The sequence below is a fragment of the Nocardia sp. XZ_19_385 genome, from assembly GCF_015355755.1.
In the GTDB taxonomy this organism is placed as follows: Bacteria; Actinomycetota; Actinomycetes; order Mycobacteriales; family Mycobacteriaceae; genus Nocardia.
Genome location: NZ_JACVEE010000002.1, coordinates 1,586,403 through 1,610,129 on the forward strand (window position 1 = coordinate 1,586,403; position 23,727 = coordinate 1,610,129).

Below are 23,727 nucleotides of genomic sequence, written 5' to 3' on the forward strand. Positions count from 1 at the left end.
CGTACGCCTGCGGCCCGTCGTCCCGGCGCAAGCGAACGGCACGCCGGGACGACGGGAGCTACGCGGTGTGGGCGAGAGGCCTGCGCGGATTACCGAAAAGCTGTGCGTCCCCGTGGGCGCGCTTGAAGAACAGGTGCGCGTCGTGTTCCCAGGTGATGGCAATGCCGCCGTGCAACTGCACGGTTTCGGCGACGATCTGGGTGAACGCCTCCGAGCAGTGCAGGCGGGCGGCCCACACGTCTTCCGCGGCCGACGGGCTGTTCTCGGCGACGGCGACGGCCGCCGCCTGCGCGGCCGACTTCGCCGACTCCAGCAGCACGTACATGTCGGCCATGCGGTGCTTGAGCGCCTGGAAGCTGCCGATGGCGCGGCCGAACTGGACCCGGGACTTGGTGTATTCGACCGTCGTCTCCAAGCACTGTTCCATGGCACCGACCTGCTCGGCAGCGACTGCGGCCCAGGCGATTTCGCGCAGCCGCGCGATGATCGCGGCGGGCTCCGCGGTGCCGAGGCGCCGACCGGTCACACCGTCGAAGGTGATCTCGGCCAGTTTGCGCGTGGGATCCATGGTGGCAACCGCACGCCGGGTGACACCGACGGCGTCGGCGGCGACCTCGAACAAACCGTCCGAGGTGACGACGATCAGTGTGTCGGCGTGTGTGCCGAGCACGTAATGGGCTGCCCCGCTCAGGGTCTCGCCAACGGCGTGGACGCCGAATTCGTCCCAGCCGTTCGCCCCGGCCCAGCACACGGTGATCGTCCGGCTGCCCTCCGCCACGCCCGGCAGCAGCCGGGCGCACGCCTCGGTGTCACCGGAAAGCAGCACCGCTTGCGCGCCCAGCACGGCGGAACCGAGCATCGGCACATCGGCCAGGGTGCGGCCCAATTCGCCGACCACCAACAGAGATTCGAGCAGCGAGGCCCCGATCCCGTCGTACTCCTCCGGAATCGCGAGCGCCGCAACGCCGATCTGCTCGCAGAGCCGCTGCCACAGCGCGGCGTCGTAACCGAGGTCGGACTCACTCCCGGCACGCACGGCGGCGCTGCCCGCGTGCTTGGTGAGCAGCGCGCGCACGGAGGCGGTGAATTCCTGGTGTTCCGCGCTGGTCATGCTTCGCCTCGCAGGGCGCGGTCTTGGATCGCTTCGTCGCGTAGGGCGCGGGCGATTCGGGAGCGATGTAGGTCTGTTGTGCCCCAAGCGGATCGGAGGGCGGTTACCTTGGTCAGCCACAGCGATAGGTCGTATTCGGCGGTGTAGCCGATGGCACCGTGCACCTGCAGGGCCGCCCGCGCCGCCGCGTAAGCCGCGTCGCCACAGGTGATTATGGCGGCCGAGACGTCGCGACTGCGCGTGGACTCGCCCATGGTCAGTGCGGCTCGGAAGAGTAGCGGCTCGGCCAGATCCAAGGCAATCAGCACGTCGGCGAGCTTCTGCTTCACGGCCTGGAATTCACCGATCGGTTTGCCGAACTGCTTGCGCTGCTTGGCATATTCGGTGGCCTGGTGCAGCAGGGCACGGCCCGCGCCGAGCAGCTGGGCGGCGCAGGCGAGCGCACCGGTGTCGAAAGCGACAGCGGCCGCGTCGACCACCGTCTCGCCCTCGGCCACCGGCTCGCCCGGGCTGACGGTGAACAACCGTCGTGCCGGGTCGACCGAACGTACGAGCGTCCGGTGCTCGGCTTGGCAGAGCTCGGCCCCGTCCACCACCAGCACGACCTCGGCCGTATCGGCGTCCAGGACGACGGGTTCCTGGTCCGGCGCGGCGAACGCGATGGTGCCGAGCGCGGTGCCCTCGGCGAACCCGGGCAGCCAGCGCTGGGCCAGTTCGGCATCCGGAAGTGCTTGCAGCAGTGCGGGAATCGCGCCAGCGGTCTCGACCAGCGGCCCGGGCACTCCGGCCCGGCCGAGCTCCAGGAATGCGACCACCAGGTCGATCGGCTCCGCGCCGACCCCGCCGTTGTCCTCGTCGATAGCGAGCCCGAGCACACCGGAGTTCGCGAGCTGACGGATCAGCGCACGTCCGGCGCGCGGATCACCGGCCGCCCAGGCGCGGATCGCGGCGGGTGTCTGCCCGGCGTCGAGCAGCTTGCGGACGCTGGTGCCGAAATCGAGTTGTTCCGGGCTGAGCGCGAACCTCATCGGCTGCTCCCTCTCGGTAGTCCGAGCAGCCGCTCGGCGATGATATTGCGCTGAATCTCGTTGGTACCGGCGTAGATCGGGCCGGACAGCGAGAACAGGTAGCCGTCGGTCCAGGGCCCGGCCAGCTCGCCCGCGGAACCCAGGACGTCCAGGGCGGTCTCGTGCATGGCGATATCGAGCTCGGACCAGAAGACCTTGGTGATCGAGGATTCCGCGCCGAGCTTGCCCCCCTCGTTGAGCCGGGTGACGGTGCCGAAGGTGTGCAGCCGGTAGGCCTCGCTGCCGAGCCAGGCGTCCACCACCGCGTCCCGTTGCGCGGTATTGGTGCGATCCCCGGTTTCCAGCCACAGGTCGACCAGGCGCTGCGCGGTCGCGCTGAACCGGCCGGGGCTGCGCAGCGACAGGCCGCGCTCGTTGCTGGAGGTGCTCATGGCCACCCGCCAGCCCTCGTTCACCGCGCCGATCACGTCGCGATCGGGCACGAAGACGTCGTCGAGGAAGATCTCGGCGAACCCGGGCTCGCCGTCGAGCTGCGGGATCGGGCGTACCGAGACGCCGTCGGCGTTCAACGGGAACATCACATAGGTGAGGCCGCGGTGCCGTTCGGCTTCCGGATCGCTGCGGAAGAGCCCGAAGGCCCAGTCCGCGAACGCCGCCCGCGAACTCCAGGTCTTCTGCCCGCTGAGCAGCCAGCCGCCGTCGGTGCGCCGCGCGGTGGAGCGGATGCCGGCCAGATCGCTGCCCGCTTCGGGCTCGGACCAGGCTTGCGCCCAGATGTCGTCACCGCGCGCCATCCGCGGCATGATGCGTTCCAGCTGCTCGGGAGTGCCGTGCTCGAAAAGCGTCGGCGCGAGCAGGAAGATGCCGTTCTGGCTGACCCGCCCGGGCGCGCCCGCGGCGTAGTACTCCTGCTCGAACAGCACCCATTCCAGCAGCGAGGCGCTACGGCCGCCGTACTTCTCTTCCCAGGACACCACGGACAGGCGCGCGTCGGCGAGAGTGCGTTCCCAGTCGCGGTGCGCTTCGAACCCGGCCTTGGTGTCCATCGAAGCCAAAGGGGTAGACGGCTTGTTGGCGGCCAGGAAATCCCGTACTTCCCGCTGGAATTCCTGGGTCGCCTGGTCGAAATCCAGATCCACTTACGTTGTCCCGTTCTGCGTTGCGGTGGCCTTCATCGACTTGGCGTTCATCCCGCCCAGCGAATCGGCGCCGACCTCGGCGTTGTGCGCGTGCGCGAAGTGATGCAGACCGAACACCGAGTCCATGCCGTTGCGCATGCCCATCAGGTCTTCGGCCTGGTTCACGGCTTTCTTGGTCAGCGCCAATCCGAATTGCGGCATGGCAGAAATCTTTTCGGCCAGTGCCAGCGTCTCGGCCTCGAGTTCGGCGCGCGGCACGACGCGGTTGACCATGCCCCACTCCTTGGCTTGCGCGGCATCGAACCGGTCGCCGGTGAACAGGAATTCCTTGGCCGCACGCGGGCCCATCACCCACGGATGCGCGAAGTACTCGACACCCGGAATACCCATCCGGACAACGGGATCGGAGAAGAACGCGTCGTCGGAGGCGATGATCAGATCGCACACCCAGGCCAGCATCAGCCCGCCCGCGATGCACGCGCCCTGCACCATCGCGATGGTCGGCTTCGGAATCTCGCGCCAGCGCCGGCACATACCGAGGTACACCTCGGTCTCGCGCGCGAAACGCTGGTCGCCGCCGGCCTTGTCGGTGTGGTCCCACCACAGCGCCGCCTTGTTCGGGTACCGCACATGGTGATCGCGGCCCGGCGTGCCGATGTCGTGGCCCGCGCTGAAGTGTTTCCCGTTGCCCGCCAGCACGATTACGCCGACCTCCGGGTCTTCGACGGCGCGCTCGAAAGCCGCGTCCAGGGCGTAGGTCATCACCGAGTTCTGGGCATTGCGATAGTCCGGCCGGTTCAGCGTGACGATCGCGACCCGCCCCCGGACCTCATAGGTGACGACCTCGCCCTCGTCGGGAACACCGTCCGTCATTTGATCTCCTCACGTAACTGCCGCTTGAGCACTTTCCCGGCGGCGCTATAGGGCAACTGGTCCCGGAATTCGATGAACCGCGGCACCTTGAAATTGGCGAGCACGGTGGCGGCGTGGGCGCGCACCTGTTCTTCGGTCAGCGCGGCACCCTGCTTGCGCACCACATACGCCTTGCCGACCTCACCCATCCGGGTGTCGGGCACGCCGATGACCGCGGATTCGGCGACACCGTCGAGCCGCGCCAGCGCCTGTTCGACCTCGGCCGGGTACACGTTGAACCCGCCCGAGATGTACATGTCCTTGAGCCGGTCGGTGATCTTGAGATATCCGCGCTCGTCGAGCGTGCCGATATCGCCGGTGTGCAGCCAGCCCTCGGAATCGATGGTCTCCGCGGTGCTTTCGGGATCGTCGAGGTAACCGAGCATCACGTTCGGCCCGCGCAGCAGTACTTCACCGCCGTCACTGAGCCGCAGTTCGAAATCGGCGATCGGCCGTCCGCAGGTGTTCGCGATGGTCTCGGCATCGTCGTCGGCGCGGCACATGGTCCCGAACCCGGCGGCCTCGGAAAGGCCGTAACCCGTGATGACGACATCGAATCGGAGCTCCGAGCGCATCCGCTCGACCAGCACCACCGGCACCGTCGCGGCGCCGGTGACCGCCACCCGCAGGGTGCTCAGATCGAACTTGTCCCGGTCCGGGAAGTCCAGAATCGTCTGATAGATCGTCGGCGGCCCGGGCAGCACGGTGATCTTTTCCTCGCTGACCAGCCGCATCGTCTGCGGTACATCGAAAGTCACCTGCGGGACGATCGTCGCCCCGCTCACCAGGCACGCCAGCATGCCTGCCTTGTAACCGAAGTTATGGAAGAACGGGCTGACCACGAGATAGCGATCGTCCGCATTCAACGTGGTGCACTCGGCCCAGGCGCGGACCACCGACAGCGCCTGCCGGTGCGCGACCAGCGTGCCCTTGCTGCGCCCGGTGGTGCCGGAGGTGAAGAGGATGTCGGACAGATCGTCGGGACCGACGGCCTCGGCCCGCTGCTGCGCATCGGCCACGGATACCGCCGATGCGATGTCCGCCAGATCCGAGAAGTTCAAGGTGTGCGCGTCGGTCGGCACCGAAGTTTCGGGCTCGACCGGGATCACGACGACTGTCTCGATGGTCAAAGCCGGGGCTGCCGCGCGCAATTCGGCCAGCCGATCCCGGCCGAGGAACGTGCCCGCGATGAACAGCGCTTTCGCCTGCACCCGTTCCAGCACATCGGCGGCCTCGTCGGCCACATACCGGGTGTTCAGCGGGACCAAAGCTGCGCCCGCGTAGTGCGCGCCGAGCGCCGCCACCACCCAGTGCTGGGTATTAGGGGCCCACATGGCGATGCGGTCGCCGGGCTGTACCCCGCGCGCGATCAGGGCGCGCGCCACCTCCTGGACCGCGCCGAGCAGCTGGTTCCAATCCAGCCGGACCGCGCCGTCGGCGAGGGCGGGTGCGTCGCCATATATCCGCGCGGCGTCGTGCAGTGCCATCGGTGTCGTCTGTGCAGGGGTTGTCACGGTTGTCCTCACCGTCCGCTGGGCCGTTCCGCCTAGAGGCTAACAAAGCAAGTGCTTGGTAGGTTATCCTACCGTCGTGGTTGCGATCCAGACCTCAGATTCCAGTACCGCCGCACAGGATGCGGCCTTTTCCGCTGAAGTGCGGGAGTGGCTGGACGAGAACCTCAATGGCGAATTCCGCGAGTTGTGCGGTCTCGGCGGCCCCGGCCGCGAGCACGAGGCGCACGATGAGCGCCTGGCCTGGGACCGGCACCTGGCCGCGGCGGGGTGGACCTGCCTGGGCTGGCCGAAGGAGTACGGGGGCCGCGAGGCCACCGTCGCCCAGCAGGTGATCTTCCACGAGGAATACGCCAAGGCCAATGCGCCCGCCCGGGTTTCGCACGTCGGTGAGGAACTGCTCGGGCCCACGTTGCTGGCCTTCGGCACCCAGGCGCAGAAGGACCGCTTCCTGCCCGGCGTGCGCAACGTCAGCGAGCTGTGGTGCCAGGGCTACTCCGAACCCGGCGCCGGCTCGGACCTGGCCGCGGTCAGCACCTCGGCGCACCTGGACGGCGACGAGTGGTCCATCAACGGCCAGAAGATCTGGACCTCGCTGGCGCATGTCGCGGACTGGTGCTTCGTCATCGCCCGCACCGAGAAGGGATCGGTCCGCCACAAGGGCCTGTCCTACCTGCTGGTTCCGATGAATCAGCCGGGCATCGAGGTGCGCCCGATCATCCAGCTCACCGGGACCTCGGAGTTCAACGAGGTCTTCTTCGACAATGCCCGCGCCGCCGCCGATCTCGTGGTCGGCGAACCCGGCGAAGGCTGGCGCATCGCGATGGGCACGCTGGCTTTCGAGCGCGGCGTCTCCACCCTCGGCCAGCAGATCCGCTTCGCGCGGGAGCTCGCCGATATCGAGGCGCTGGCCCGGCGCACCGGGGCGGCCGAGGACCCGCTGATCGCGGACCGGATCGACCGGGCGTGGGTCGGCCTGCGGGTGATGCGCGCCCACGCCATGCGCACCATGGCGACCGCCGCAGTGGACGACAGCGGGCAGGCCTCGGTGTCGAAACTGCTGTGGGCCAACTGGCATCGCGGCCTCGGCGAACTCGCCATGGCGGTGCTCGGGCCCAAGGGCCTGATCGCCGACGACAACGACGATTTGAACGAATGGCAGCGCATGTATTTGTTCACCCGTGCGGACACGATTTACGGCGGGTCGAACGAGGTACAGCGCAATATCATTTCCGAGCGGGTGCTCGGACTTCCTCGAGAGGCTCGCTAAATGCCCGATCTTTCTGTTGCGCCGCAGCCGGTTTCCGGTCATGGGCTGCTCACCGGACGCACCGCTGTCATCACCGCCGCCGCCGGCACCGGTATCGGATCGGCCACCGCGCGCAGGCTGCTCGCCGAAGGCGCGGATGTCGTGGTCTCGGACTGGCACGAAAGACGGCTCGCCGAAACCGAAGTCGAACTCAAGGGCGAATTCCCGGACCGCCGGGTGGCGGCCATCGCGTGTGACGTGCAGAGCACCGAGCAGGTGAACGCGCTGGTGCGCGGGGCCGCCCAGGCGCTGGGCCGGGTCGACATCATGGTCAACAACGCCGGGCTCGGCGGCGAGACCCCCGTCGTCGACATGACCGATGAGCAGTGGGACCGCGTCCTCGACATCACCCTCAACGGCACCTTCCGTTGCACCCGAGCCGCTTTGGGATACTTCCGCGAGGCCGGGCACGGCGGTGTGATCGTGAACAACGCGAGTGTGCTCGGCTGGCGTGCGCAATACGGTCAAGCCCACTATGCGGCCGCCAAGGCCGGTGTGATGGCGCTGACCCGGTGCAGTGCCGTGGAAGCCGCCGAATTGGGTGTGCGGATCAACGCTGTTTCACCGAGCATCGCTCGCCATGCGTTCCTCGACAAGGTGAGTTCCACCGAACTGCTGGACACGCTGTCCGAGCGTGAGGCCTTCGGCCGGGCCGCCGAACCGTGGGAGGTGGCGGCCACCATCGCCATGCTCGCCAGCGATTACACGACTTATCTGACCGGTGAAGTGGTGTCGATCAGTAGTCAGCGCGCCTGATCTCATAGCGGTTGTTCGCGGGTCCGACCGCGCGGGGCGAGTGCGCTGTCCGCGGTCGGCCCGTGCGCCTTCTGTCCGTCATCCAGGCGTCCCGCAACATTCCGGCGCAATAGTGCGAACGCCCATCTACATCCGCTATTTGCGCTGCTTATAGGCACGCGCTCAGCTGAAAAACCATTGCGTGTCGATGCCTTTCGTGTGCCATGCTGGGGATGGTCGGATCCCGCAAACTCCCGTGAGGGGCGATGGCTATGGGCCTGGATCGCCCACATGCCCGCGAACAACTGGAACTCGATTTGGTGCGCGAAGTCGTGCTGGCCAGGCGCAGACTGGACAGCATGGTCCTCGCCGCGCTGACTTTCGGCGCCGAACTCATGGACCACCGTTCCGAGCGGGCCACAGCTACCCGGGCCGCGCAGATACTCGAGCAGTACGCGATCGATGAAGGCGAGGTCGCGCGCGATCCGCGCGGTGCGCTACGCGAGGACATGCAGCGAGATCACGAGCGCGCCAAGCGGATCGGACTCGAGCATGCGCCCGGTGCCGGCTCCGAACAGGATCGGCGCCGGCAACGCCAAGCCGCGCTGATGCGTGAGGTGCGGGCCGATCTGCTCGAGGTGGTGCGCCGCTGCCGCCAGTTCCGTTTCGATCGGGTGGCTTTCGCCGACGAGATCGCGCAGGGATTGTGCGCTGCCACCGACAAATTGGTGATCGGTGCGGACATGGACACCTATCACGCGTGGCAGCGCGGCATGATCCTCAAGCTGATCGAGGAACCCACGCCGGACGGACCGCCCCGCGTCATGGCGACAGTCGACGCGGGCCCTGGACGCGGGTCGCTGACGGTCGAATGGGACAGTCCGGAACGAAGATTGGCGCTGGTCGCCCGGCTGGCGCGAGCGGGGATTTCGCCGGTGGTCATCTGCGATCGGCTGCTGGCCGATCTGTCCGTTTCCTCGCCCCTACGCTACTCGTTCCGCTGAGCACCCGCCCCGGCGAATATCGAGGTGACACGTACCGCCCTAGACCAAGCAAATGCTTGGTTGTACGATCGGTTATGTGACCGCACCTGACGCCTCGAAATCAGCAGATGCCTCGAAATCGGCACGGCGCAACGAACTGCTCTTGCTGGCGGCCGACCTGTTCGCCCAGCGCGGGCTGCGTGCCACAACCGTCCGCGATATCGCGGACGCGGCCGGAATCCTATCCGGCAGCCTCTACCACCACTTCGATTCCAAGGAATCCATGGTGGACGAGATCCTGCGCGGCTTCCTCGACGATCTGTTCGGACGGTACCGGGAGATCGTGACGTCCGGGCTGAGTTCGCGCGACACCCTGGAAGCCCTGGTCCTCGCCTCCTACGAGTCGTTCGACCACTTCCACGCCGCGGTCGCCATCTACCAGGCCGAGGCCAAGCGCCTGCGCGGCGCCGAACGCTTCGCCTACATCGACGAATACAACAACGAATTCCGCGAACTCTGGCACAAAGTGCTCACCAACGGTGTCGCGGACGGCAGTTTCCGGGCCGAACTCGACGTCGAACTGGCCTACCGGTTCCTGCGGGACACGGTGTGGGTCGCGGTCCGCTGGTATCAGCCGGGCGGGCCCATCACCGTCGAAAACCTCGCCAAGCAGTATCTGACCATCGTGCTCGACGGACTTACGGTCGCGCACAAGTAGTTTGGAGCTTCACATGTCTGCACCCACCCGCCGCCCGTACGCCCCGGCCCTGGACGCCTACGTCATCGACGCTGTGCGCACGCCGGTCGGCAAGAAGAACGGCGCGCTGGCCGCTGTGCACCCGGCCGATCTCGGCGCGGCCGTGCTGAAGGGCCTGCTGGACCGCAGCACGATCGACCCGGGCCAGGTCGACGACGTGATCGTCGGCTGCGTCGACAACATCGGCCCGCAGGCCGGCAACATCGGCCGCACCGCCTGGCTGACCGCGGGCTTCCCCGAGGAAGTGCCGGGCGTCACGGTGGACCGGCAGTGCGGATCCTCCCAGCAGGCCATCAATTTCGGCGCGCAGGCCATCATGAGCGGCACCGCCGAAGTGATCGTCGCGGGTGGTGTGCAGAACATGAGTGCCATCCCGATCTCCGCCGCCATGCTCGCGGGCAAGGAGTACGGGTTCGATTCCCCGTTCGTCGGCGCGCAGGGCTGGGACCACCGCTACGGCACCGGCGAGGTGTCCCAGTTCAACGGCGCGCAGATGATCGCCGACAAGTGGGGCATCAGCCGGCTGGAGATGGAGCAGTGGGCGCTGCGCAGCCACGACCGGGCCCGCGACGCCATCAAGAACGGCCGTTTCGACAACGAGATCGTCCCGGTCGGCGACTTCAGCATCGACCAGTGCCCACGTGAAACAAGCCTGGAGAAGATGGCCGGGCTGAAGGTGCTGGCCGAGGGCGGCTCGCTGACCGCCGCCGTCGCCAGCCAGATCTCCGACGGCGCGAGCGCCACCCTGCTCGCCTCCGAATGGGCGGTGCAGGAGTACGGCCTGAAGCCGCGCGCTCGCATCCACCACGTCAGCGCCCGCGGCGCCGACCCGATCATGATGCTCACCGGACCCATCCCGGCCACCAAGTGGGCGCTGGAGAAGACCGGTCTGTCCATCGACGACATCGATGTCGCCGAGATCAACGAGGCCTTCGCCCCGGTGGTGCTGGCCTGGATCAAGGAAACCGGCATCGACCCGGAGAAGGTGAACGTCAACGGCGGCGCCATCGCCCTCGGCCATCCGCTGGGCGCCACCGGCGCGAAGCTTTTCGCGACGCTGCTGAACGAGTTGGAGCGGGTGAACGGCCGCTACGGCCTGCTCACCATCTGCGAGGGTGGCGGCACCGCCAACGTCACCATTATCGAGCGTCTTTGAGCTAGGTGATGTCGACCCCGAACGTCGCGTCGGCGGTGGACAACGCGCCCGGTGTGGCGTTCGGGCAGATCGACGGGCCGTGCGGCGCCGCGACCGAGGCGGCGATGTGCGTGAAGACGGCGGCGGTGGGGGAGCCGGGCTCCGGGCAGTAGACGATCATGCGCTGATCGCTGTCGGAGATGGTCAGTACCTGGCAGTCGAAGGCGAGTTCGCCGAGCTCGGGATGCCGGATCCGTTTGTGGTGCCCGCGCCGCACCTCGACGCATTGATCCGCCCACATCTGCGCGAAACGTCGCGAGGTACCGAGCAATTCGGTGACCAGCGCGGCGAGGGCCGGATTGCCCGGGTGGCGGGCGTAGACCGCGCGCAGGTCGGCGACGGTGGAGCGGGCGAAGTTCACCGACGCCGGTTCCGACCACGGTTCGGCGTCGTCGGGCAGCCGGAACATCCAGCGCACCATGTTCCGGTCGGCTTCGGGAACCCGCGCGAGATCGCCGATGAACGGGACGGCCATCCGATTCCACGCCAGGATGTCGTAGCAGGCGTCCACCACGTAGGCGGGCACTGCCATATTGTCGAGCAGCACCCGGACCGGTTGCGCGACAGTGCGATTCGGCCCGACCACGGCCGGCGGATTCTCGCCGGCGATCCGGAACAGATACTCGCGTTCGTCGGTACTGAGCAGCAGCGCCCGCCCGACCGCGGCCAGTACCTGCCGCGAGGGCTTCGCGCCGCGCGCCTGCTCCATCCGGATGTAGTAATCCACCGAAATACCCGCCAACTGCGCCACTTCCTGGCGGCGCAGTCCGGGTGTGCGGCGCTGACCGGTTTCGGGCAGGCCTACGTCGGCCGGGTGCAGCTTGGCGCGATGGGCACGCAAGAACTTCGCGAGCTCGGTTCGATCGGTCACCTCTCCAGTATCGGGGGCATCGGCACGGTGCTGGGTGGTACAGCCTGTACCAGGCTGAAGTGGTCCTCCCCAGGGTGTTCTCGCGGTGCCAGGCTTGGTCCCATGACAACAACGAAGCAGATCGCCCTGATTACCGGTGCCAACAGGGGCATCGGCTACGAGACCGCCCGCCTGCTCGGCGAGCGCGGATTCACCGTCCTGGTGGGGGCCCGCTCGGCGGCACGCGGCGCCGAGGCCGCGGATAAATTGCGCGCCGCGGGGATCGATGCGCGGGTGCTCGAAATCGACGCCACCGACACCGATTCCAGCACCCGGGCCGCCGCCTGGATCGCGGCGGAATTCGGCCGCTTGGACGTCCTGGTGAACAACGCCGGTATCTCGGGCGGCAGTTTCGACAAGCCGTCGGAAACCAACCTGGACAGCCTGCGGGAGGTCTTCGAAACCAACGTCTTCGGCATCGTCGCGGTGACCAACGCCATGCTGCCGCTGCTGCGCAACGCCCCGGCTGCCCGCATCGTCCAGGTGTCCAGTGAGGTCGGTTCTATCGGGTTCCTGATGGACCAGCAGAGCCCGATGTGGTCTGCCGCCGCCATCTCCTACCCCGCCTCCAAGGCCGCGCTCAACATGGTCACCGCCATGTACGCCAAGGAACTCTGGGACACCCCGATCAAAGTCAACGCCGCCAACCCCGGCTACTGCGCCACCGACTTCAACGGCAACAGCGGCTTCCGCACCGCCGAACAGGGCGCTCAGGTCAGCGTCGAGCTGGCCACCTTGCCCGCCGACGGACCGACCGGCCAGCTCTGGGGCTACCGGTGGGGCGCGGAGGACGACACGGTGTTCGGCACCCTGCCCTGGTAACCGAAAGGGCGCCTCCGGTCTATGGGTCGGAGGCGCCCTTGATCGCGGAGTCTGTCATTCGTAGTGGCCGCGACAGGCGATGATCGAGACATCGTCGTCGGTAGCCACGTACACCAGCCGGTGCTCCTGGTCGATTCTCCGCGACCAGAATCCGGATAGATTCGCGCGCAGCGGTTCAGGCTTACCGATACCCTCGGCGTTGCCGTTGCGCACGATGTCGTCGATCAGGCGGTTGATTTTCCCTACCATTCGACGGTCATCGGCAAGCCACGACTTGTAGTCAGCCCATCCGGTGCTCATGAAGATCACTTTGCGGGTCATTCGTCGGTGTCCTCGGTCTCGACATCGACCAGTTCCCGCACCTCGCCTTCACCTGCCCGGTACTGCGCAATGCCCTTGGCCAGCCACGCGGCGTTTGCGGGATTGCCGAGCAGATGGGCGGTTTCCTTCATCGAGTTGTATTCGGCCAGCGAGATCACGACAGCGGAACTCTTGCCACCGGACCGAGTGATGATCACTTCGTCGTGGTCTTCGGTCGCGGCATCGAGTATCGCCGTGAAATTCTCCCGCGCGGCGCTCTGGTGCATGGCCTGCATGGTGGGTCCTCTCAGCTTCGCGGTAACCACACCATCGTAGCAATTCAGTACTTGATCCAGTACGTCATAGTGAAAGACTCCTCCGCTCTCGTGGATCGGAGGAGCCTTTCGGATTGTTCAGGGCTGGGTTGCGGCCGCTGGGGATTCGACGGGAAGTGCGGAGATCGCGCTGATGCGGGCCAGCGCGTCGGTGATGATGCGGTCGATCAGTTCCTCGACCGTGGGCAGATCCTCGATTATGCCGGTGACCTGGCCGGAGGCCAGCACACCCGCTTGCGTATTGCCGTCCACCAGACCGGCTTTGAGCAGCATGGGTGTGTTGGCGGCCATGATCACCTGGGACCAGGTGAGGTCCTTGTGCTTACGCATGGCGAGACCATCCTTGACGATGGTCGACCACTTCATGCCGGTCATGCCCTTGAACTTCAGCGCATTGGCGGCAGCGGCGGCGAATCCGCGGGCCCGGCCGGAGTGCTCCAGCTTCTGCACCAGTTCGGTGTTGAGCACGCGGTGCGGCATGCCGTCCACCCTCGTGGAGACGACCGTGTCCTGGAGGCCACGGGTCAGGTACTCCCGCTTGACCGCCTCCGGCACGCTGCTCTCCTGAGTGAGCAGGAATCGGGTGCCCATGGCGACGCCGGCCGCCCCGTAGGCGAGTGCGGCGGCCAGGCCGCGTCCGTCGAAGAAGCCGCCACCGGCGATCACCGGAATGTCCACCGCGTCGAGCACGGACGGCAGCAGCAGCGTGGTCGCGACGGAGCCGGTATGCCCACCGCCCTCACCGCCCTGCACGATCACCGCGTCGGCGCCCCAGGATGCGACTTTCACCGCATGCTTGGCCGCGCCGATGGAGGGAACCACCACCACGCCATTGTCTTTGAGCCGCGCGATGAGCTCTTTCTTGGGCGCAAGGGCAAAGGAGGCGACCTTCACACCCTCGCGGATCATCAGCTCGCAGCGCTCGGCGGCGTCGAAGCCGTCGGCGCGGATGTTCACGCCGAACGGTTTGTCGGTCTGCGACTTGGTCTTCGCGATGGCCGCTTCGAGCTCTTCGAAGGTCATGGTGGCCGAGGCCAGGATGCCCAGCCCGCCCGCATTGGCGGTGGCGGACACCAGGCTCGGTCCGGCGACCCAGCCCATGCCGGTCTGCACGATCGGGTGCTCGATGCCGACCAGCTCGGTGAGCGGCGTGTGCAGACGCCCGGTCATGCCTGGACCTCCTTCTCCCGGAAACCTCTGGGATCGAGGACGGTACGGATGATCCGCAGCTCTTCGTCGGTGGGCCAACGGGTCTCGCCAGCTTCGCCGAGCCCGGCGATCTCGAACGACGTGTTCTCGGCGACCTCACCCGCGGTCACACCCGGGTGCAGCGACAGCGCGCGCAGGGTGTGGTCCGGGCCGTTGAAGTCGAAGACGCCCAGGTTGGACACCACCCGGTGCAGATGGTGGAACCGGTAAGCCGGGTTCTCGGGATCGATCTTGTCGTAACCGATTCCGGAGACGATATCCACGGCCTCCACGAACACGCGCCGGTTGTGCTTGGGCACGAAGTAACTGGTGGCATGGTTGATGGTGTTGCCGGGCGCGCCGCGCACACCGAACATCTGCCGCGAAGGCTGCTGCAGCGCACCGAAAGCCGACAGATTCTGGTTGCCGTGCCGGTCGATCTGGTTGGCGCCCATCACCACGTGGCGGCGGCCGGAGGCGACCACGTCGAACACCTTGGAGAACGGGATCCAGCCCTCGATCGGAGCCTTGCCGCCGATCGCGGGCACCTCGGCGAAGAACAGCGCCTCACCGTCGGAGAGCAGCAGATCCGGCTCGAAGGTGAGCCGGGCCAGGCGCGCGCCGATGGTGGTGACGGTGGACATCGGGCTGGCCATGATTTCGCCCGCGCCACGGAAGATTTCGGCCGCGGCGACGACGCAGACCTCGGCCCGGGTGATCGTCTCAGTTGTGCTCACTTCTGCTCCTCGGCGAAAGCGCGGACGGCGGCCTGGTATTCGTCCTCGGACACATCCAGGTACCGCGCCTTGAACTCGGCCCACGACTCGGGCGTCTTGGCGGCTTCGACGTAGTGGCGCTGGAACTTCTCGTCGCGGCCGTAGCTGCCGGAGAAGGTGAAGTGCGCGCCGCCCGGCGCCTCGACCACGCCGTCGACCATCATCCGGTTCAGGATGATCGACTGCTGCGGAACGGCTTTCACCAGCTCCTCGGTCTCCACCAGCCGGTCCACCGACAGATAGCGGCGCTCGGCGGCCAGACAGTACAGATCGTCGAAGTAGGGGTCGACGCCGGTGTAGGCGGCATTGCCGTGCTTGTCGGCCAGATCCAGATGGACGAACGCGGCATCGAGGTTCAGCGCGGGCATGGCGACCAGGGTTTCGGTCTTGCCGTCGGTCGGGTACGGCGACTGCACGGTCCGCAGCTCGCCCTCCCAGAAATCGATTACGGCGGAACCCAATCCGGCGCGGATGGGCAGGAAGGGCAGCCGCGCCGCGGCGGCTTGCAGGCCGCACTTGACCATGCCCTCGTCCATTTCGCGCACGGTGATCTCGCCGCCGGTGCGCGCCTTGGCGAACCACGGATCGTAGAACGGCGCGGAATCCAGGGAAACGAAGCCGTAGTAGGCCTTTCGCACCTTGCCCGCCGAACACAGCAGACCCAGATCCGGCCCGCCGTAGGTGACGACGGTCAAATCCTTGATGTCCGAACGCAAGAGCGCGCGGACGAAGGCGAGCGGCTTGCGCCGGGAACCCCAGCCGCCGATGCCGATCGTCATCCCGCTGCGCAGCTCGCCGACCACATCGTCGAGCGACATTCGCTTGTCGCGCATCTACTTCCCCTTCTTCTGTGCGGCCAGGTCGTCGTCGAAGCGCGCCCGGATCTCATCGGCCACACCGGCGAGGTTGAGCTCCATGGTGAAGCCCTGCTCGAAGCGGTAGGACCGGTGCACGTCCTGCACGTCGATGCCGTTGAGCGCCTTCTTGGCGGCGCGGATGACGCGGCGGTCCTTGTTCGCGATGTTCTTCGCGACTTCCATTGCGGCGGCGTCGAGTTCGGCCCGCGGCACCACCTTGTAGACCGAGCCGAAGTGATGCAGCTGCTGGGCGGTGAGCTTGCCCGCGGTGTAGAACATGGTCCGCATCAGATGCTGGGGGACCAGCCGGGCCAGGTGGGTGGCCGCGCCGAGCGCGCCGCGATCGACCTCGGGGAGGCCGAAGGTCGCGTCGTCGGAGGCGACGATGACATCGGAGTTGCCGACCAGGCCGATGCCGCCGCCGAGGCAGAAGCCGTTGACGGCGGTGACCACCGGAACCTGGCAGTCGTAGACGGCGGCGAAGGCTTCGAAGCAGCCGTGGTTGGCCGCGATCAGCTTGGCGTGGCCGACGTCCTCGTTCATTTCCTTGATGTCGACACCCGCGTTGAAGCCGCGCCCCTCGGCGCGCAGCACGACGACCCGGGTCTCCGGGTCGCGCCCGGCCGCCCGGATGGCGTCGGCGAGGGCGAACCAGCCGTCCGAAGGCAGGGCATTGACCGGCGGATAGTCGACCGTGACGACTTCAACGCCTGCGGTTTCGGTGTGACGGTTGATCCCCATCGAATGTCCCATCGTGCTGTGGAGGCCTGAGCATTGCCGAAGCAAGCAGTTGCTTGGTAGGTTAGCACGGTGGCTCTCGAAATCGACCTGTCCGGCCGCGTTGTTCTCGTCACCGGCGGTGTGCGAGGCGTCGGCGCCGGAGTGAGCAAGGCCTTCCTCGCGGCGGGCGCGACCGTCATCGCCTGTGCGCGCCGCCCGGCCGAAGCGCCGGTGTCCAGCGACGGACGGGAAATCGAATATCTGCCCTGCGATGTGCGGGACGCGGATTCGGTCAACGGGCTGATCGAGACCATCGTGCGCAAGCACGGCCGCCTCGATCACGTGGTCAACAATGCGGGCGGCGCGCCTTTCGCGCTCGCCGCACAGGCCAGCAAGAACTTCCATTCGAAGATCGTGGAGCTGAACCTGCTTGCTCCGCTGCTGGTTTCGCAAATCGCCAACGCGGTGATGCAGGAGCAGCCGGACGGCGGCTCGATCGTGATGGTTTCCAGCGTCAGCGGGCACCGGCCCTCGCCGGGCACCGCGGCCTACGGCGCGGCCAAGGCGGGCATCGACAGCCTGACCCAGTCGCTGTCGGTGGAGTGGGCGCCGAAGGTTCGGGTGAATTCGCTGGTCGTCGGGCTGGTCGAAACCGAGCAGAGCGAACTGCACTACGGCGACCAGAACGGCATCGCCGCGGTCGCCGAGACCATTCCGCTGGGCCGGCTGGCCCGCCCCGAGGACATCGGACACTGCGCCGCCTTCCTCGCCTCACCGCTGGCCGCCTACGTCAGCGGCGCGACCCTGCTGGTGCACGGCGGCGGTGAGCGCCCGGCCTTCCTCGCGGCCGCCACGGTCGAGCACCGCTGAATCAATGAATACGAAAGAGGGACAACAGGTATGAGCACCCAGATCTGCGCCGGGCGCGTCGTTATCGTCACCGGCGCGGGCCGCGGCATCGGGCGGGCGCACGCGCTGGCCTTCGCCGCCGTGGGCGCGAAGGTGGTCGTCAATGACCTCGGCTCCGCGCTGAACGGCGACGCGACCGCCGAAACCCCGGCCCAGCAGGTGGTTTCGGAGATCAAGGCGCTCGGCGGCGAGGCCGTGGCCAATGGCGACGACATCGCCGACTGGGACGGCGCGCGCAATCTGATCCGCACCGCCATCGACACCTTCGGCAAGTTGGACGTGCTGGTCAACAACGCGGGCTTCGTGCGCGACCGGATGCTGGCCAACCTCTCCGAGGACGAGTGGGACGCGGTGATTCGCGTGCACCTCAAGGGCCACTTCGCCACCATGCGTCACGCGATCGAATACTGGCGCGCGGAAAGCAAAGCGGGCAATCCGGTCGATGCGCGCATCATCAACACCAGCTCCGGCGCGGGTCTGCAGGGCAGTGTCGGCCAGAGCAACTACGGCGCCGCCAAGGCCGGCATCGCGGGCCTGACCCTCACTGCCGCCGCCGAATTCGGGCGCTACGGCGTGACCGTGAACGCGATCGCCCCGGCCGCGCGCACCCGCATGACCGAAACCGTGTTCGCGGAGACGATGGCCGCGCCCGAGGCGGGCGGCTTCGACGCCATGGCGCCGGAAAACGTTTCGCCGCTCGTGGTTTGGCTGGGTAGCGGCGAGTCCGCGGGCATCACCGGGCGGATGTTCGAGGTCGAAGCCGGCAAGATCGCCGTGGCCGACGGCTGGCGGCACGGCGCGGCGGTGGACAAGGGCGCCCGCTGGGAGCCCGCCGAACTCGGCCCCGTGGTCCAGGATCTGCTCGCGAAAGCTGTGCCGCCCGAGCCGGTCTACGGCGCCTGATCCCCGGTCAACGCCCACTTCTTCGAGCCCCGCGCACCTTTCGTGCGCGGGGCTCGACGCTTGTGTGACGCAAATCGCCTGCGGCGCAGCTAGCGGGCCCCGTCACAGTTCCGCGGTCTCTCTGCGCAAGATCGCAGGGCCGACTAGTCTTATATCCCGTCCGTATAAGTCCCGGAGAGTGTTGCGACCGGGCAAGTGAAACTGCGCTGTATGTGATGAAGGGGAAGGCTGGCGCATGGCCATTGGTCGCACGATGCGAGTTGTCGCGGTAGCTGGGCTGGTTTCCGGCTTCGCGCTACTCGGGCCCGTGGCCGCCTTGGCGCAGCCCGACGGCCGCGTCAGTCCCGAGGCACCGGCACAGGCCGATGTGCTGGCACAGCCCGGATGTTCGTTGAGCGCTGGTTGTCCGGAGCCGGATGCACCGGAAATCGCGGAACAGTGGACGCCGATGACGATTCCGGGGCAGCAGGCGCCCGTCGTCTCCGAACCCACCGACGTAGCCGAGAGCCCGATTCAGCCGACCCAGGCGGTCGGCTCCGGCTCGGCCGCCGGACTCGGTGCGCTGCTCGGCACGGGCTCCGCCGGTCTCGGCGTAATCCTCGGCACCGGTTCTGCGGCAGGCTCCGCGGTCGTCGGCACCGGCTCGGCCGGTGTCGGCACCGTGCTCGGTACCGGTTCTGCCGCCCTCGCCACCGGCTCGGCCGGTACGGCCGCGGTGCTCGGTACCGGTTCAGCCGGGCTGGGTCTGGCGCTCGGTACCGGTTCTGCTGGTCTCGGTGCGGTGCTCGGTACCGGCTCCGCCGGTTTGGGAGTCGTCCTCGGTACCGGCTCGGCCGGTCTCGGCGTAGTGCTCGGTACCGGTTCGGCTGGGCTGGGTCTGGCGCTCGGTACCGGTTCCGCCGGACTCGGCGTCGTCCTCGGCTCCGGTTCGGCCGGATTGGGCGTAATCCTCGGGACGGGCTCGGCGGCACTCGCCGGCACCGGCTCGGCGGTGCTCGGAACCGGTTCTGCCGCAGTTGGTTCGGCGGGCGTAGGTTCCGCCGCTGTCGGTTCGGCCGGTGTCGGCTCCGCCGCGGTGGGCTCCGCCGCAGTCGGTTCGGCCGCGGTCGGTTCCGCGACTCCGCTTCTGCTGCTGTTGATTCCGATCCCGCCGGTGCCCGTGCCCGCCCCGCCCGCGCCGAGCGTGCCGATGGTGATCCCGCCCGCACCGTCCGTGCCCGTACCCGCGGTACCGCAGCTCCCGCTTCCCGTCGTGGCCGCGCCTGCGCCACAACAGATTCCGCCGGAAGCACCCGCGCCGCCTCCGCCACCACCGCCTCCGCCGGCGCCGCCCGCCGCCCCGGCGAAACCGAACCCTGATGTCCGCCCGACCTCGGCGAACGACGGGCTGCCCGAGCCGAACGCGCTCACCGTCATCGGCGGCCTGATCGCGCTCGCACTGGCCGGAACCGGTTCGGGCGCAGTGAGTTTCCAGAGCGCGTCGGCAGCTCAGGCGCGCATCGATGCCGCACGTGCCGAGTTCTTCGGACCCAGGTCGTGAGGGGCAACGGCATGAGTGAAAGCAAGATTCAGAACAGCGCGCGGTCCTACCGCCGGGTGGCCGCCGCGGTCGACGCGGTGTGCGCGGTCGCCGCCGATTTCGATGCCTGCACCCTCGACGAAGTGGTCGAGGCGATCGCCCGGGAACGTGATCGGGAGATCGAAATCGCCAGTGCCCATTTGGGTCCCGGCGTCTGCGGACAGCGACGGCTCTATCCGGACCGCGACGTGATCGTGCTGGCGGCGGCGCTGCCCAGCCGCGAGCACACCCTCGCGCACGAACTCGGCCACATCATTTTCGACCACGAGGGCGCACCGGCCCCCGAGGTCACCCTGGAGGCCAGCGACGATCTGATCGCCTACATGCTCAGCCAGCGGGCGCACCAGCAGATCCTCGACGACGGAGCCGACGAACAGGCCGAATGGGAGGCCGAGACCTTCGCGGCCATGCTGATGACCCGGCTGCGTGTGTTCAACACCCGGGGCGCAGGCGTCTCGGTCCTTCGATTCGACGAGGCACTCGGATGATGACCTTGTGGTTGACAGCCATGCTGGTGTGGATGGCCGCCGGTGCGCGGGTGGGCCGGGTGCTGGTCAAACCGGCGACCACGGCGCGGGTGGCGATCGTGGTCGCGGTCGCGTCCGTCGCCCTCGCCGCCACCGTCGCCGTGCCCGAAATCGCTTTGGCCATCGACAATTTGCTGCCGCGCGGGCTGCACGCGGGCCTGCTTTCCGACGGCGTCGTGGTTTCTGCGTGGATCCTGTTCACGACCGCCACCTCCGTGGTCGCGGCGGCGGCCTGGCCGGTGGTATCGCGGCGGAACCTGGGGCGCATCGCGTCCTACATCTACGCCGGCGGTGTCCTCACCATGATCGTCGCGCTCGCCTGGTCCTACACCTTCGGCTGGGCGTATGTGGTGATCGCCTGCCTGTTCATCGTCACCACCGGTGTGCGCAATCTCGACTGGACCACCCTCGGGCGCGGCATCGCCATCTATACGACCGGCACCGCGGTCGTTGCGGTGTTGTCGGCCTTCAACATTCGGCGCGCGCTCATCGAAGCGCCCCGTGCCGCACCGGGTCTGCCGACATGGGGCTGGCCGGTGTGGGAAATCGCCGCGCTGCTAATAGCTTTCGGTGCGATCTGGATCGTGGTGGAGCTGTGGCTGCGCGCGCGGGTGCTGCTGCGCCAGATCCGGGAGTTGCACCGCTTGATGATCGGCCGCTTCCCCGAGGTGCTCGCGCACGATCAGACCGGAACCTCCACGCAGCTCAAGGCTTCCGATCAGGTCGCCCAGATCATGGACGCGCTGTATCTGCAGTCCGGTGGCGGTGTCGAGCTGGTGGCAGCGGGTAAGCCGCCCGCCTCGATCGTCGAGCGAGCCGACCTGGTGGCCGAGTGGGCCCGAAACCCCTTGGGCGACATCGTGTGTGACTCGCGCTGGATCGCGCCGCCGGAGGGTATCAGCCCGCGCGGCTGGGTGCAGGCCATCGCCCGCTCCTTCGACGCCTACAGCGGTGTGGAAGCGCCGGCGCGGAACTCCGCGCACGGGTGACGATTTCATTTGCAAGTACATCTCGGCCGAGTTTGCCGGAACAGCCCAATTGGTCTGATCTAGCGTCGGAATCGAATTCGACTCGGGCAGCAGAAAATCCGGCACGGCCTATGGCCGAGCCGGACTCAGCTGCTACGACGCATACCCCCCTGGCCAACTGAGTTCGAAGACACATGGGTAATACGTCGGGCACCCCAAAGGAGCCCGCCTTACACACACCACCGCCGACGCCCCCGACAGCCGTCGGGCGGTGACCTTACTGGCCCCTATTCGGTTCCGTCCGGCGGGATTTCGGGCAAGCCTTCACTTGCACGAAGCTTCTCCGCCATCGAGGTGAGGAGGTTCTGTGATTCTTCGGACAGGTCGAACGCTCTACTCGACAGCCGTCGCAGTCCATAGCCCTGCAGCTGGGACAGCAGCTCCAGATCGTGATCGATCTTGGCGGCATAGATGTCGTTGAAGAAGTAGTCCGGCTTGACCTTGAAGAACTTGGCCAGTGCAGCCACCGTTTCGTCCGACGGGTTCGTCCGTTGTCCCGACCGCAACTGCGAGAGATACGGTTTCGAGATCGGATGCCCGGAGGCTGTCAGCGCAGCCGCAACCTCCGCGTTGGTGTGCGGCTTGCGCCCCGGGGGATGCACGGTTTCGAACAGCTTGTTCAGCCGCGCCGCGAAATCAGCCATTGTGAGCCGCCCAATTCCCTTCGCTGTACTAACAGTCGTTATCTCGGATACGTATCATTGATATTAGCGGCTCAGTAACTGAAAACCTACGCCTGATTCCGGATTTCCTTGAAGCTTCTAGGTGTGCCTCGAGCGAAGTCACTGGGACCGTAGCGTTTGCGGGTCACCCCAAGGTCTCTGGTGGAGACGTGGCAAGCACCGGTTCTGGCCCGTCGCAGAGGTCTTCCGCGACGGACCAATGATAGCCGCATGTTAGCTGACGTCTCATCTACTTCTCTGTACCGCCGATTGTGTGGCGTACGACACGTTTTGGCGCTTCTGGGATGAACGTTCAACAAGCGGGCCGGAATCCTGTTGAGCGCTAAAGCCGCTCGATGATGGTGCCGGTCGCGAGGGCGCCACCGCAGCACATCAAGATCATGGCCGTGCTCTTGCCGGTCCGCTCCAGCTCGTGCAAAGCCGTTGTGATCAGCCGGGATCCGGTGGAACCGACCGGATGGCCGAGCGCGATCGCGCCGCCGTTGACGTTCACCCGCTCCATGTCCGGCTTGTGCACCGACGCCCAGGACAACACCACCGAGGCGAACGCCTCGTTGATCTCGAACAGATCGATGTCGGACATGCTCATGCCGGACTTGTCGAGCAGCCGTTGGCACGCCTGCACCGGGCCGTCCAGGTGGAACTCGGGCTCGCCGCCCACCAGTGCCTGCGCCACGATCCGGGCGCGCGGCCGCAAACCCTGCCGCTGCGCGGCCTTTTCGTCCATGAGCAGCACGGCGGCGGCGCCGTCGGAGATCTGCGAGGAGGTGCCCGCGGTGTGGATGCCGCCCTCCAGGACCGGCTTCAGCTTGGCCAGGCCCTCCCGGGAGGTTTCGCGCAGGCCTTGGTCGCGGCTGACGTCCATCGTCTCGCCGGTGCGGTTGCCTTCCTTGTCCACCTGCGGGGCGTCCTTGATGGTGAGCACCTCGCGGTCGAAACGACCTTCGGCCCACGCCTGCGCGGCCAGGCGCTGGGAGCGCTCGCCCAGCTCCTCGACATCGTCGCGGGTGATGCCGCGGCGCTTGGCGATCCGCTCGGCGGCCTCGAACTGATTGGGCATACCGATATCCCACGAAGCGGGCCGGCGCGGCCCGGCGTGCGTGCCGACGTTCGCGCCCAGCGGGACGTGGCTCATGGACTCGAGGCCGCAGGCCAGGCCGGTTTCGATGGCCCCGGTGGCGATCAGCCCGGCGACCAGGCCGACGGCCTGCTGGGCCGAACCGCACTGGTTGTCGATGGTGACCGCGCCGGCTTGCCAGGGGAGTCCGGCGTGCAGCCAGGCGGTACGGGTGACGTTGTTGCCCTGCTCGCCGACCTGCATGACGCAGCCGCCGATGACCTGCTCGACGAGGATCGGATCCAGTTCTGCCTTGTCGAGGATGCCGCGCTGGGCGGCGCCGAGCAGTTCGGCGGCGTGCAATCCGGCGAGCCAGCCGTTGCGCTTGCCGATCGGGGTGCGAGCTGCCTCAACGATTACGGGTGTGCCCATGTCCAAATCCTTCTTTTGCTC

Annotated in this window: 25 protein-coding genes; 11 read left to right on the forward strand and 14 right to left on the reverse strand. The window is 67.4% G+C overall.

Features of this window, described 5'->3' with window-relative positions; translation table 11 throughout:
* Window positions 1–58 precede the first annotated feature (58 nt).
* From IBX22_RS20135 to IBX22_RS20155, 5 genes are read right to left on the reverse strand one after another with little or no spacing between them, the layout of a single operon-like run.
* Entirely contained in the window at window positions 59–1,111 is a 1,053-nt protein-coding gene (locus IBX22_RS20135; RefSeq protein ID WP_194817068.1) for an acyl-CoA dehydrogenase family protein, read from the reverse strand.
* Window positions 1,108–2,139 carry an acyl-CoA dehydrogenase family protein gene (locus IBX22_RS20140; RefSeq protein ID WP_194817069.1) on the reverse strand — a complete coding sequence of 344 codons (1,032 nt, stop codon included), beginning with the start codon at window positions 2,137–2,139 and terminating at the stop codon, window positions 1,108–1,110. The genes IBX22_RS20135 and IBX22_RS20140 overlap by 4 nt, the downstream gene beginning before the upstream one ends.
* Window positions 2,136–3,278, reverse strand: a complete 1,143-nt coding sequence (locus IBX22_RS20145; RefSeq protein WP_194817070.1) for an acyl-CoA dehydrogenase family protein — start codon at window positions 3,276–3,278, stop codon at window positions 2,136–2,138. Before IBX22_RS20145 ends, IBX22_RS20140 begins: the two co-directional genes overlap by 4 nt.
* Window positions 3,279–4,151 (reverse strand): enoyl-CoA hydratase, encoded by an 873-nt coding sequence (locus tag IBX22_RS20150; RefSeq protein WP_194817071.1) that lies wholly within the window; start codon window positions 4,149–4,151, stop codon window positions 3,279–3,281.
* Window positions 4,148–5,704 (reverse strand): FadD3 family acyl-CoA ligase, encoded by a 1,557-nt coding sequence (locus tag IBX22_RS20155; RefSeq protein ID WP_309234699.1) that lies wholly within the window; start codon window positions 5,702–5,704, stop codon window positions 4,148–4,150. Before IBX22_RS20155 ends, IBX22_RS20150 begins: the two co-directional genes overlap by 4 nt.
* A gap of 76 nt (window positions 5,705–5,780) precedes the next feature.
* On the opposite strand from IBX22_RS20155, the gene IBX22_RS20160 reads away from it, so the two are divergent.
* The 5 genes from IBX22_RS20160 to IBX22_RS20180 all read left to right on the forward strand — a co-directional run bounded on the left by IBX22_RS20160 (window position 5,781) and on the right by IBX22_RS20180 (window position 10,641).
* Window positions 5,781–6,971: an acyl-CoA dehydrogenase family protein gene (locus IBX22_RS20160; RefSeq protein WP_194817072.1), complete on the forward strand. Its 1,191-nt coding sequence runs from the start codon at window positions 5,781–5,783 to the stop codon at window positions 6,969–6,971.
* Window positions 6,972–7,766: an SDR family oxidoreductase gene (locus IBX22_RS20165; protein ID WP_194817073.1), complete on the forward strand. Its 795-nt coding sequence runs from the start codon at window positions 6,972–6,974 to the stop codon at window positions 7,764–7,766.
* Between the two features lie 251 nt (window positions 7,767–8,017).
* A complete protein-coding gene (locus tag IBX22_RS20170; RefSeq protein ID WP_194817074.1) occupies window positions 8,018–8,749 on the forward strand; it encodes a hypothetical protein in 732 nt (243 codons plus the stop codon).
* Between the two features lie 76 nt (window positions 8,750–8,825).
* The gene (locus IBX22_RS20175) at window positions 8,826–9,446 is read left to right on the forward strand and encodes a TetR/AcrR family transcriptional regulator (RefSeq protein WP_194817075.1); all 621 of its coding nucleotides are present in this window, start codon (window positions 8,826–8,828) and stop codon (window positions 9,444–9,446) included.
* Window positions 9,447–9,459: 13 nt separating this feature from the next.
* Window positions 9,460–10,641 carry an acetyl-CoA C-acetyltransferase gene (locus IBX22_RS20180; RefSeq protein ID WP_194817076.1) on the forward strand — a complete coding sequence of 394 codons (1,182 nt, stop codon included), beginning with the start codon at window positions 9,460–9,462 and terminating at the stop codon, window positions 10,639–10,641.
* 1 nt (window position 10,642) lies between these two features.
* On the opposite strand, the gene IBX22_RS20185 is transcribed toward IBX22_RS20180, so the two are convergent.
* Window positions 10,643–11,551 carry a helix-turn-helix transcriptional regulator gene (locus IBX22_RS20185; RefSeq protein WP_194817077.1) on the reverse strand — a complete coding sequence of 303 codons (909 nt, stop codon included), beginning with the start codon at window positions 11,549–11,551 and terminating at the stop codon, window positions 10,643–10,645.
* A gap of 102 nt (window positions 11,552–11,653) precedes the next feature.
* On the opposite strand from IBX22_RS20185, the gene IBX22_RS20190 reads away from it, so the two are divergent.
* Window positions 11,654–12,412, forward strand: a complete 759-nt coding sequence (locus IBX22_RS20190; RefSeq protein ID WP_194817078.1) for an SDR family oxidoreductase — start codon at window positions 11,654–11,656, stop codon at window positions 12,410–12,412.
* 54 nt (window positions 12,413–12,466) lie between these two features.
* Here IBX22_RS20190 and IBX22_RS20195 read toward each other — a convergent pair whose 3' ends face one another.
* The 6 genes from IBX22_RS20195 to IBX22_RS20220 form a co-directional block, all read right to left on the reverse strand.
* Window positions 12,467–12,733 (reverse strand): Txe/YoeB family addiction module toxin, encoded by a 267-nt coding sequence (locus tag IBX22_RS20195; protein ID WP_305082261.1) that lies wholly within the window; start codon window positions 12,731–12,733, stop codon window positions 12,467–12,469.
* Window positions 12,730–12,999 carry a type II toxin-antitoxin system Phd/YefM family antitoxin gene (locus IBX22_RS20200; RefSeq protein WP_228538891.1) on the reverse strand — a complete coding sequence of 90 codons (270 nt, stop codon included), beginning with the start codon at window positions 12,997–12,999 and terminating at the stop codon, window positions 12,730–12,732. The genes IBX22_RS20195 and IBX22_RS20200 overlap by 4 nt, the downstream gene beginning before the upstream one ends.
* 126 nt (window positions 13,000–13,125) lie before the next feature.
* Complete coding sequence (locus tag IBX22_RS20205; RefSeq protein ID WP_194817080.1) at window positions 13,126–14,217, reverse strand: nitronate monooxygenase family protein; 1,092 nt, start codon at window positions 14,215–14,217, stop codon at window positions 13,126–13,128.
* Window positions 14,214–14,972 (reverse strand): CoA-transferase subunit beta, encoded by a 759-nt coding sequence (locus IBX22_RS20210; protein WP_194817081.1) that lies wholly within the window; start codon window positions 14,970–14,972, stop codon window positions 14,214–14,216. Before IBX22_RS20210 ends, IBX22_RS20205 begins: the two co-directional genes overlap by 4 nt.
* Window positions 14,969–15,844: a CoA transferase subunit A gene (locus tag IBX22_RS20215; RefSeq protein WP_194817082.1), complete on the reverse strand. Its 876-nt coding sequence runs from the start codon at window positions 15,842–15,844 to the stop codon at window positions 14,969–14,971. The genes IBX22_RS20210 and IBX22_RS20215 overlap by 4 nt, the downstream gene beginning before the upstream one ends.
* Window positions 15,845–16,609 carry an enoyl-CoA hydratase family protein gene (locus tag IBX22_RS20220; RefSeq protein WP_194817083.1) on the reverse strand — a complete coding sequence of 255 codons (765 nt, stop codon included), beginning with the start codon at window positions 16,607–16,609 and terminating at the stop codon, window positions 15,845–15,847.
* Window positions 16,610–16,678: 69 nt separating this feature from the next.
* Between IBX22_RS20220 and IBX22_RS20225 the strand changes: the two genes are divergently transcribed.
* From IBX22_RS20225 to IBX22_RS20245, 5 genes are all read left to right on the forward strand, one after another.
* Window positions 16,679–17,458 carry an SDR family oxidoreductase gene (locus tag IBX22_RS20225; RefSeq protein ID WP_194817084.1) on the forward strand — a complete coding sequence of 260 codons (780 nt, stop codon included), beginning with the start codon at window positions 16,679–16,681 and terminating at the stop codon, window positions 17,456–17,458.
* 30 nt (window positions 17,459–17,488) lie between these two features.
* Window positions 17,489–18,400 (forward strand): SDR family oxidoreductase, encoded by a 912-nt coding sequence (locus tag IBX22_RS20230; RefSeq protein WP_194817085.1) that lies wholly within the window; start codon window positions 17,489–17,491, stop codon window positions 18,398–18,400.
* Window positions 18,401–18,635: 235 nt separating this feature from the next.
* Window positions 18,636–19,940 carry a hypothetical protein gene (locus IBX22_RS20235; protein WP_194817086.1) on the forward strand — a complete coding sequence of 435 codons (1,305 nt, stop codon included), beginning with the start codon at window positions 18,636–18,638 and terminating at the stop codon, window positions 19,938–19,940.
* An 11-nt stretch (window positions 19,941–19,951) separates the two neighbouring features.
* On the forward strand, window positions 19,952–20,467 hold the full coding sequence (locus tag IBX22_RS20240; RefSeq protein WP_194817087.1) for an ImmA/IrrE family metallo-endopeptidase: 516 nt from the start codon (window positions 19,952–19,954) through the stop codon (window positions 20,465–20,467).
* Entirely contained in the window at window positions 20,464–21,495 is a 1,032-nt protein-coding gene (locus tag IBX22_RS20245) for a hypothetical protein (protein ID WP_228538892.1), read from the forward strand. Before IBX22_RS20240 ends, IBX22_RS20245 begins: the two co-directional genes overlap by 4 nt.
* A gap of 266 nt (window positions 21,496–21,761) precedes the next feature.
* On the opposite strand, the gene IBX22_RS20250 is transcribed toward IBX22_RS20245, so the two are convergent.
* Together IBX22_RS20250 and IBX22_RS20255 are read right to left on the reverse strand one after the other, a co-directional pair.
* Window positions 21,762–22,178, reverse strand: a complete 417-nt coding sequence (locus IBX22_RS20250; protein ID WP_011207048.1) for a helix-turn-helix domain-containing protein — start codon at window positions 22,176–22,178, stop codon at window positions 21,762–21,764.
* Window positions 22,179–22,539: 361 nt separating this feature from the next.
* Window positions 22,540–23,706: a steroid 3-ketoacyl-CoA thiolase gene (locus tag IBX22_RS20255; protein WP_194817088.1), complete on the reverse strand. Its 1,167-nt coding sequence runs from the start codon at window positions 23,704–23,706 to the stop codon at window positions 22,540–22,542.
* Between the last annotated feature and the right edge of the window lie 21 nt (window positions 23,707–23,727).

Bases quoted from the DNA above. Each gene is read 5' to 3' on its own strand.
- IBX22_RS20135 (WP_194817068.1), bottom strand. From the start codon at position 1,111: ATGACCAGCGCGGAACACCAGGAATTCACCGCCTCCGTGCGCGCGCTG.
- IBX22_RS20140 (WP_194817069.1), bottom strand. From the start codon at position 2,139: ATGAGGTTCGCGCTCAGCCCGGAACAACTCGATTTCGGCACCAGCGTC.
- IBX22_RS20150 (WP_194817071.1), bottom strand. From the start codon at position 4,151: ATGACGGACGGTGTTCCCGACGAGGGCGAGGTCGTCACCTATGAGGTC.
- IBX22_RS20165 (WP_194817073.1), top strand. From the start codon at position 6,972: ATGCCCGATCTTTCTGTTGCGCCGCAGCCGGTTTCCGGTCATGGGCTG.
- IBX22_RS20170 (WP_194817074.1), top strand. From the start codon at position 8,018: ATGGGCCTGGATCGCCCACATGCCCGCGAACAACTGGAACTCGATTTG.
- IBX22_RS20180 (WP_194817076.1), top strand. From the start codon at position 9,460: ATGTCTGCACCCACCCGCCGCCCGTACGCCCCGGCCCTGGACGCCTAC.
- IBX22_RS20190 (WP_194817078.1), top strand. From the start codon at position 11,654: ATGACAACAACGAAGCAGATCGCCCTGATTACCGGTGCCAACAGGGGC.
- IBX22_RS20195 (WP_305082261.1), bottom strand. From the start codon at position 12,733: ATGACCCGCAAAGTGATCTTCATGAGCACCGGATGGGCTGACTACAAG.
- IBX22_RS20200 (WP_228538891.1), bottom strand. From the start codon at position 12,999: ATGCACCAGAGCGCCGCGCGGGAGAATTTCACGGCGATACTCGATGCC.
- IBX22_RS20205 (WP_194817080.1), bottom strand. From the start codon at position 14,217: ATGACCGGGCGTCTGCACACGCCGCTCACCGAGCTGGTCGGCATCGAG.
- IBX22_RS20215 (WP_194817082.1), bottom strand. From the start codon at position 15,844: ATGCGCGACAAGCGAATGTCGCTCGACGATGTGGTCGGCGAGCTGCGC.
- IBX22_RS20220 (WP_194817083.1), bottom strand. From the start codon at position 16,609: ATGGGGATCAACCGTCACACCGAAACCGCAGGCGTTGAAGTCGTCACG.
- IBX22_RS20230 (WP_194817085.1), top strand. From the start codon at position 17,489: ATGAGCACCCAGATCTGCGCCGGGCGCGTCGTTATCGTCACCGGCGCG.
- IBX22_RS20235 (WP_194817086.1), top strand. From the start codon at position 18,636: ATGGCCATTGGTCGCACGATGCGAGTTGTCGCGGTAGCTGGGCTGGTT.
- IBX22_RS20240 (WP_194817087.1), top strand. From the start codon at position 19,952: ATGAGTGAAAGCAAGATTCAGAACAGCGCGCGGTCCTACCGCCGGGTG.
- IBX22_RS20245 (WP_228538892.1), top strand. From the start codon at position 20,464: ATGATGACCTTGTGGTTGACAGCCATGCTGGTGTGGATGGCCGCCGGT.
- IBX22_RS20250 (WP_011207048.1), bottom strand. From the start codon at position 22,178: ATGGCTGATTTCGCGGCGCGGCTGAACAAGCTGTTCGAAACCGTGCAT.
- IBX22_RS20255 (WP_194817088.1), bottom strand. From the start codon at position 23,706: ATGGGCACACCCGTAATCGTTGAGGCAGCTCGCACCCCGATCGGCAAG.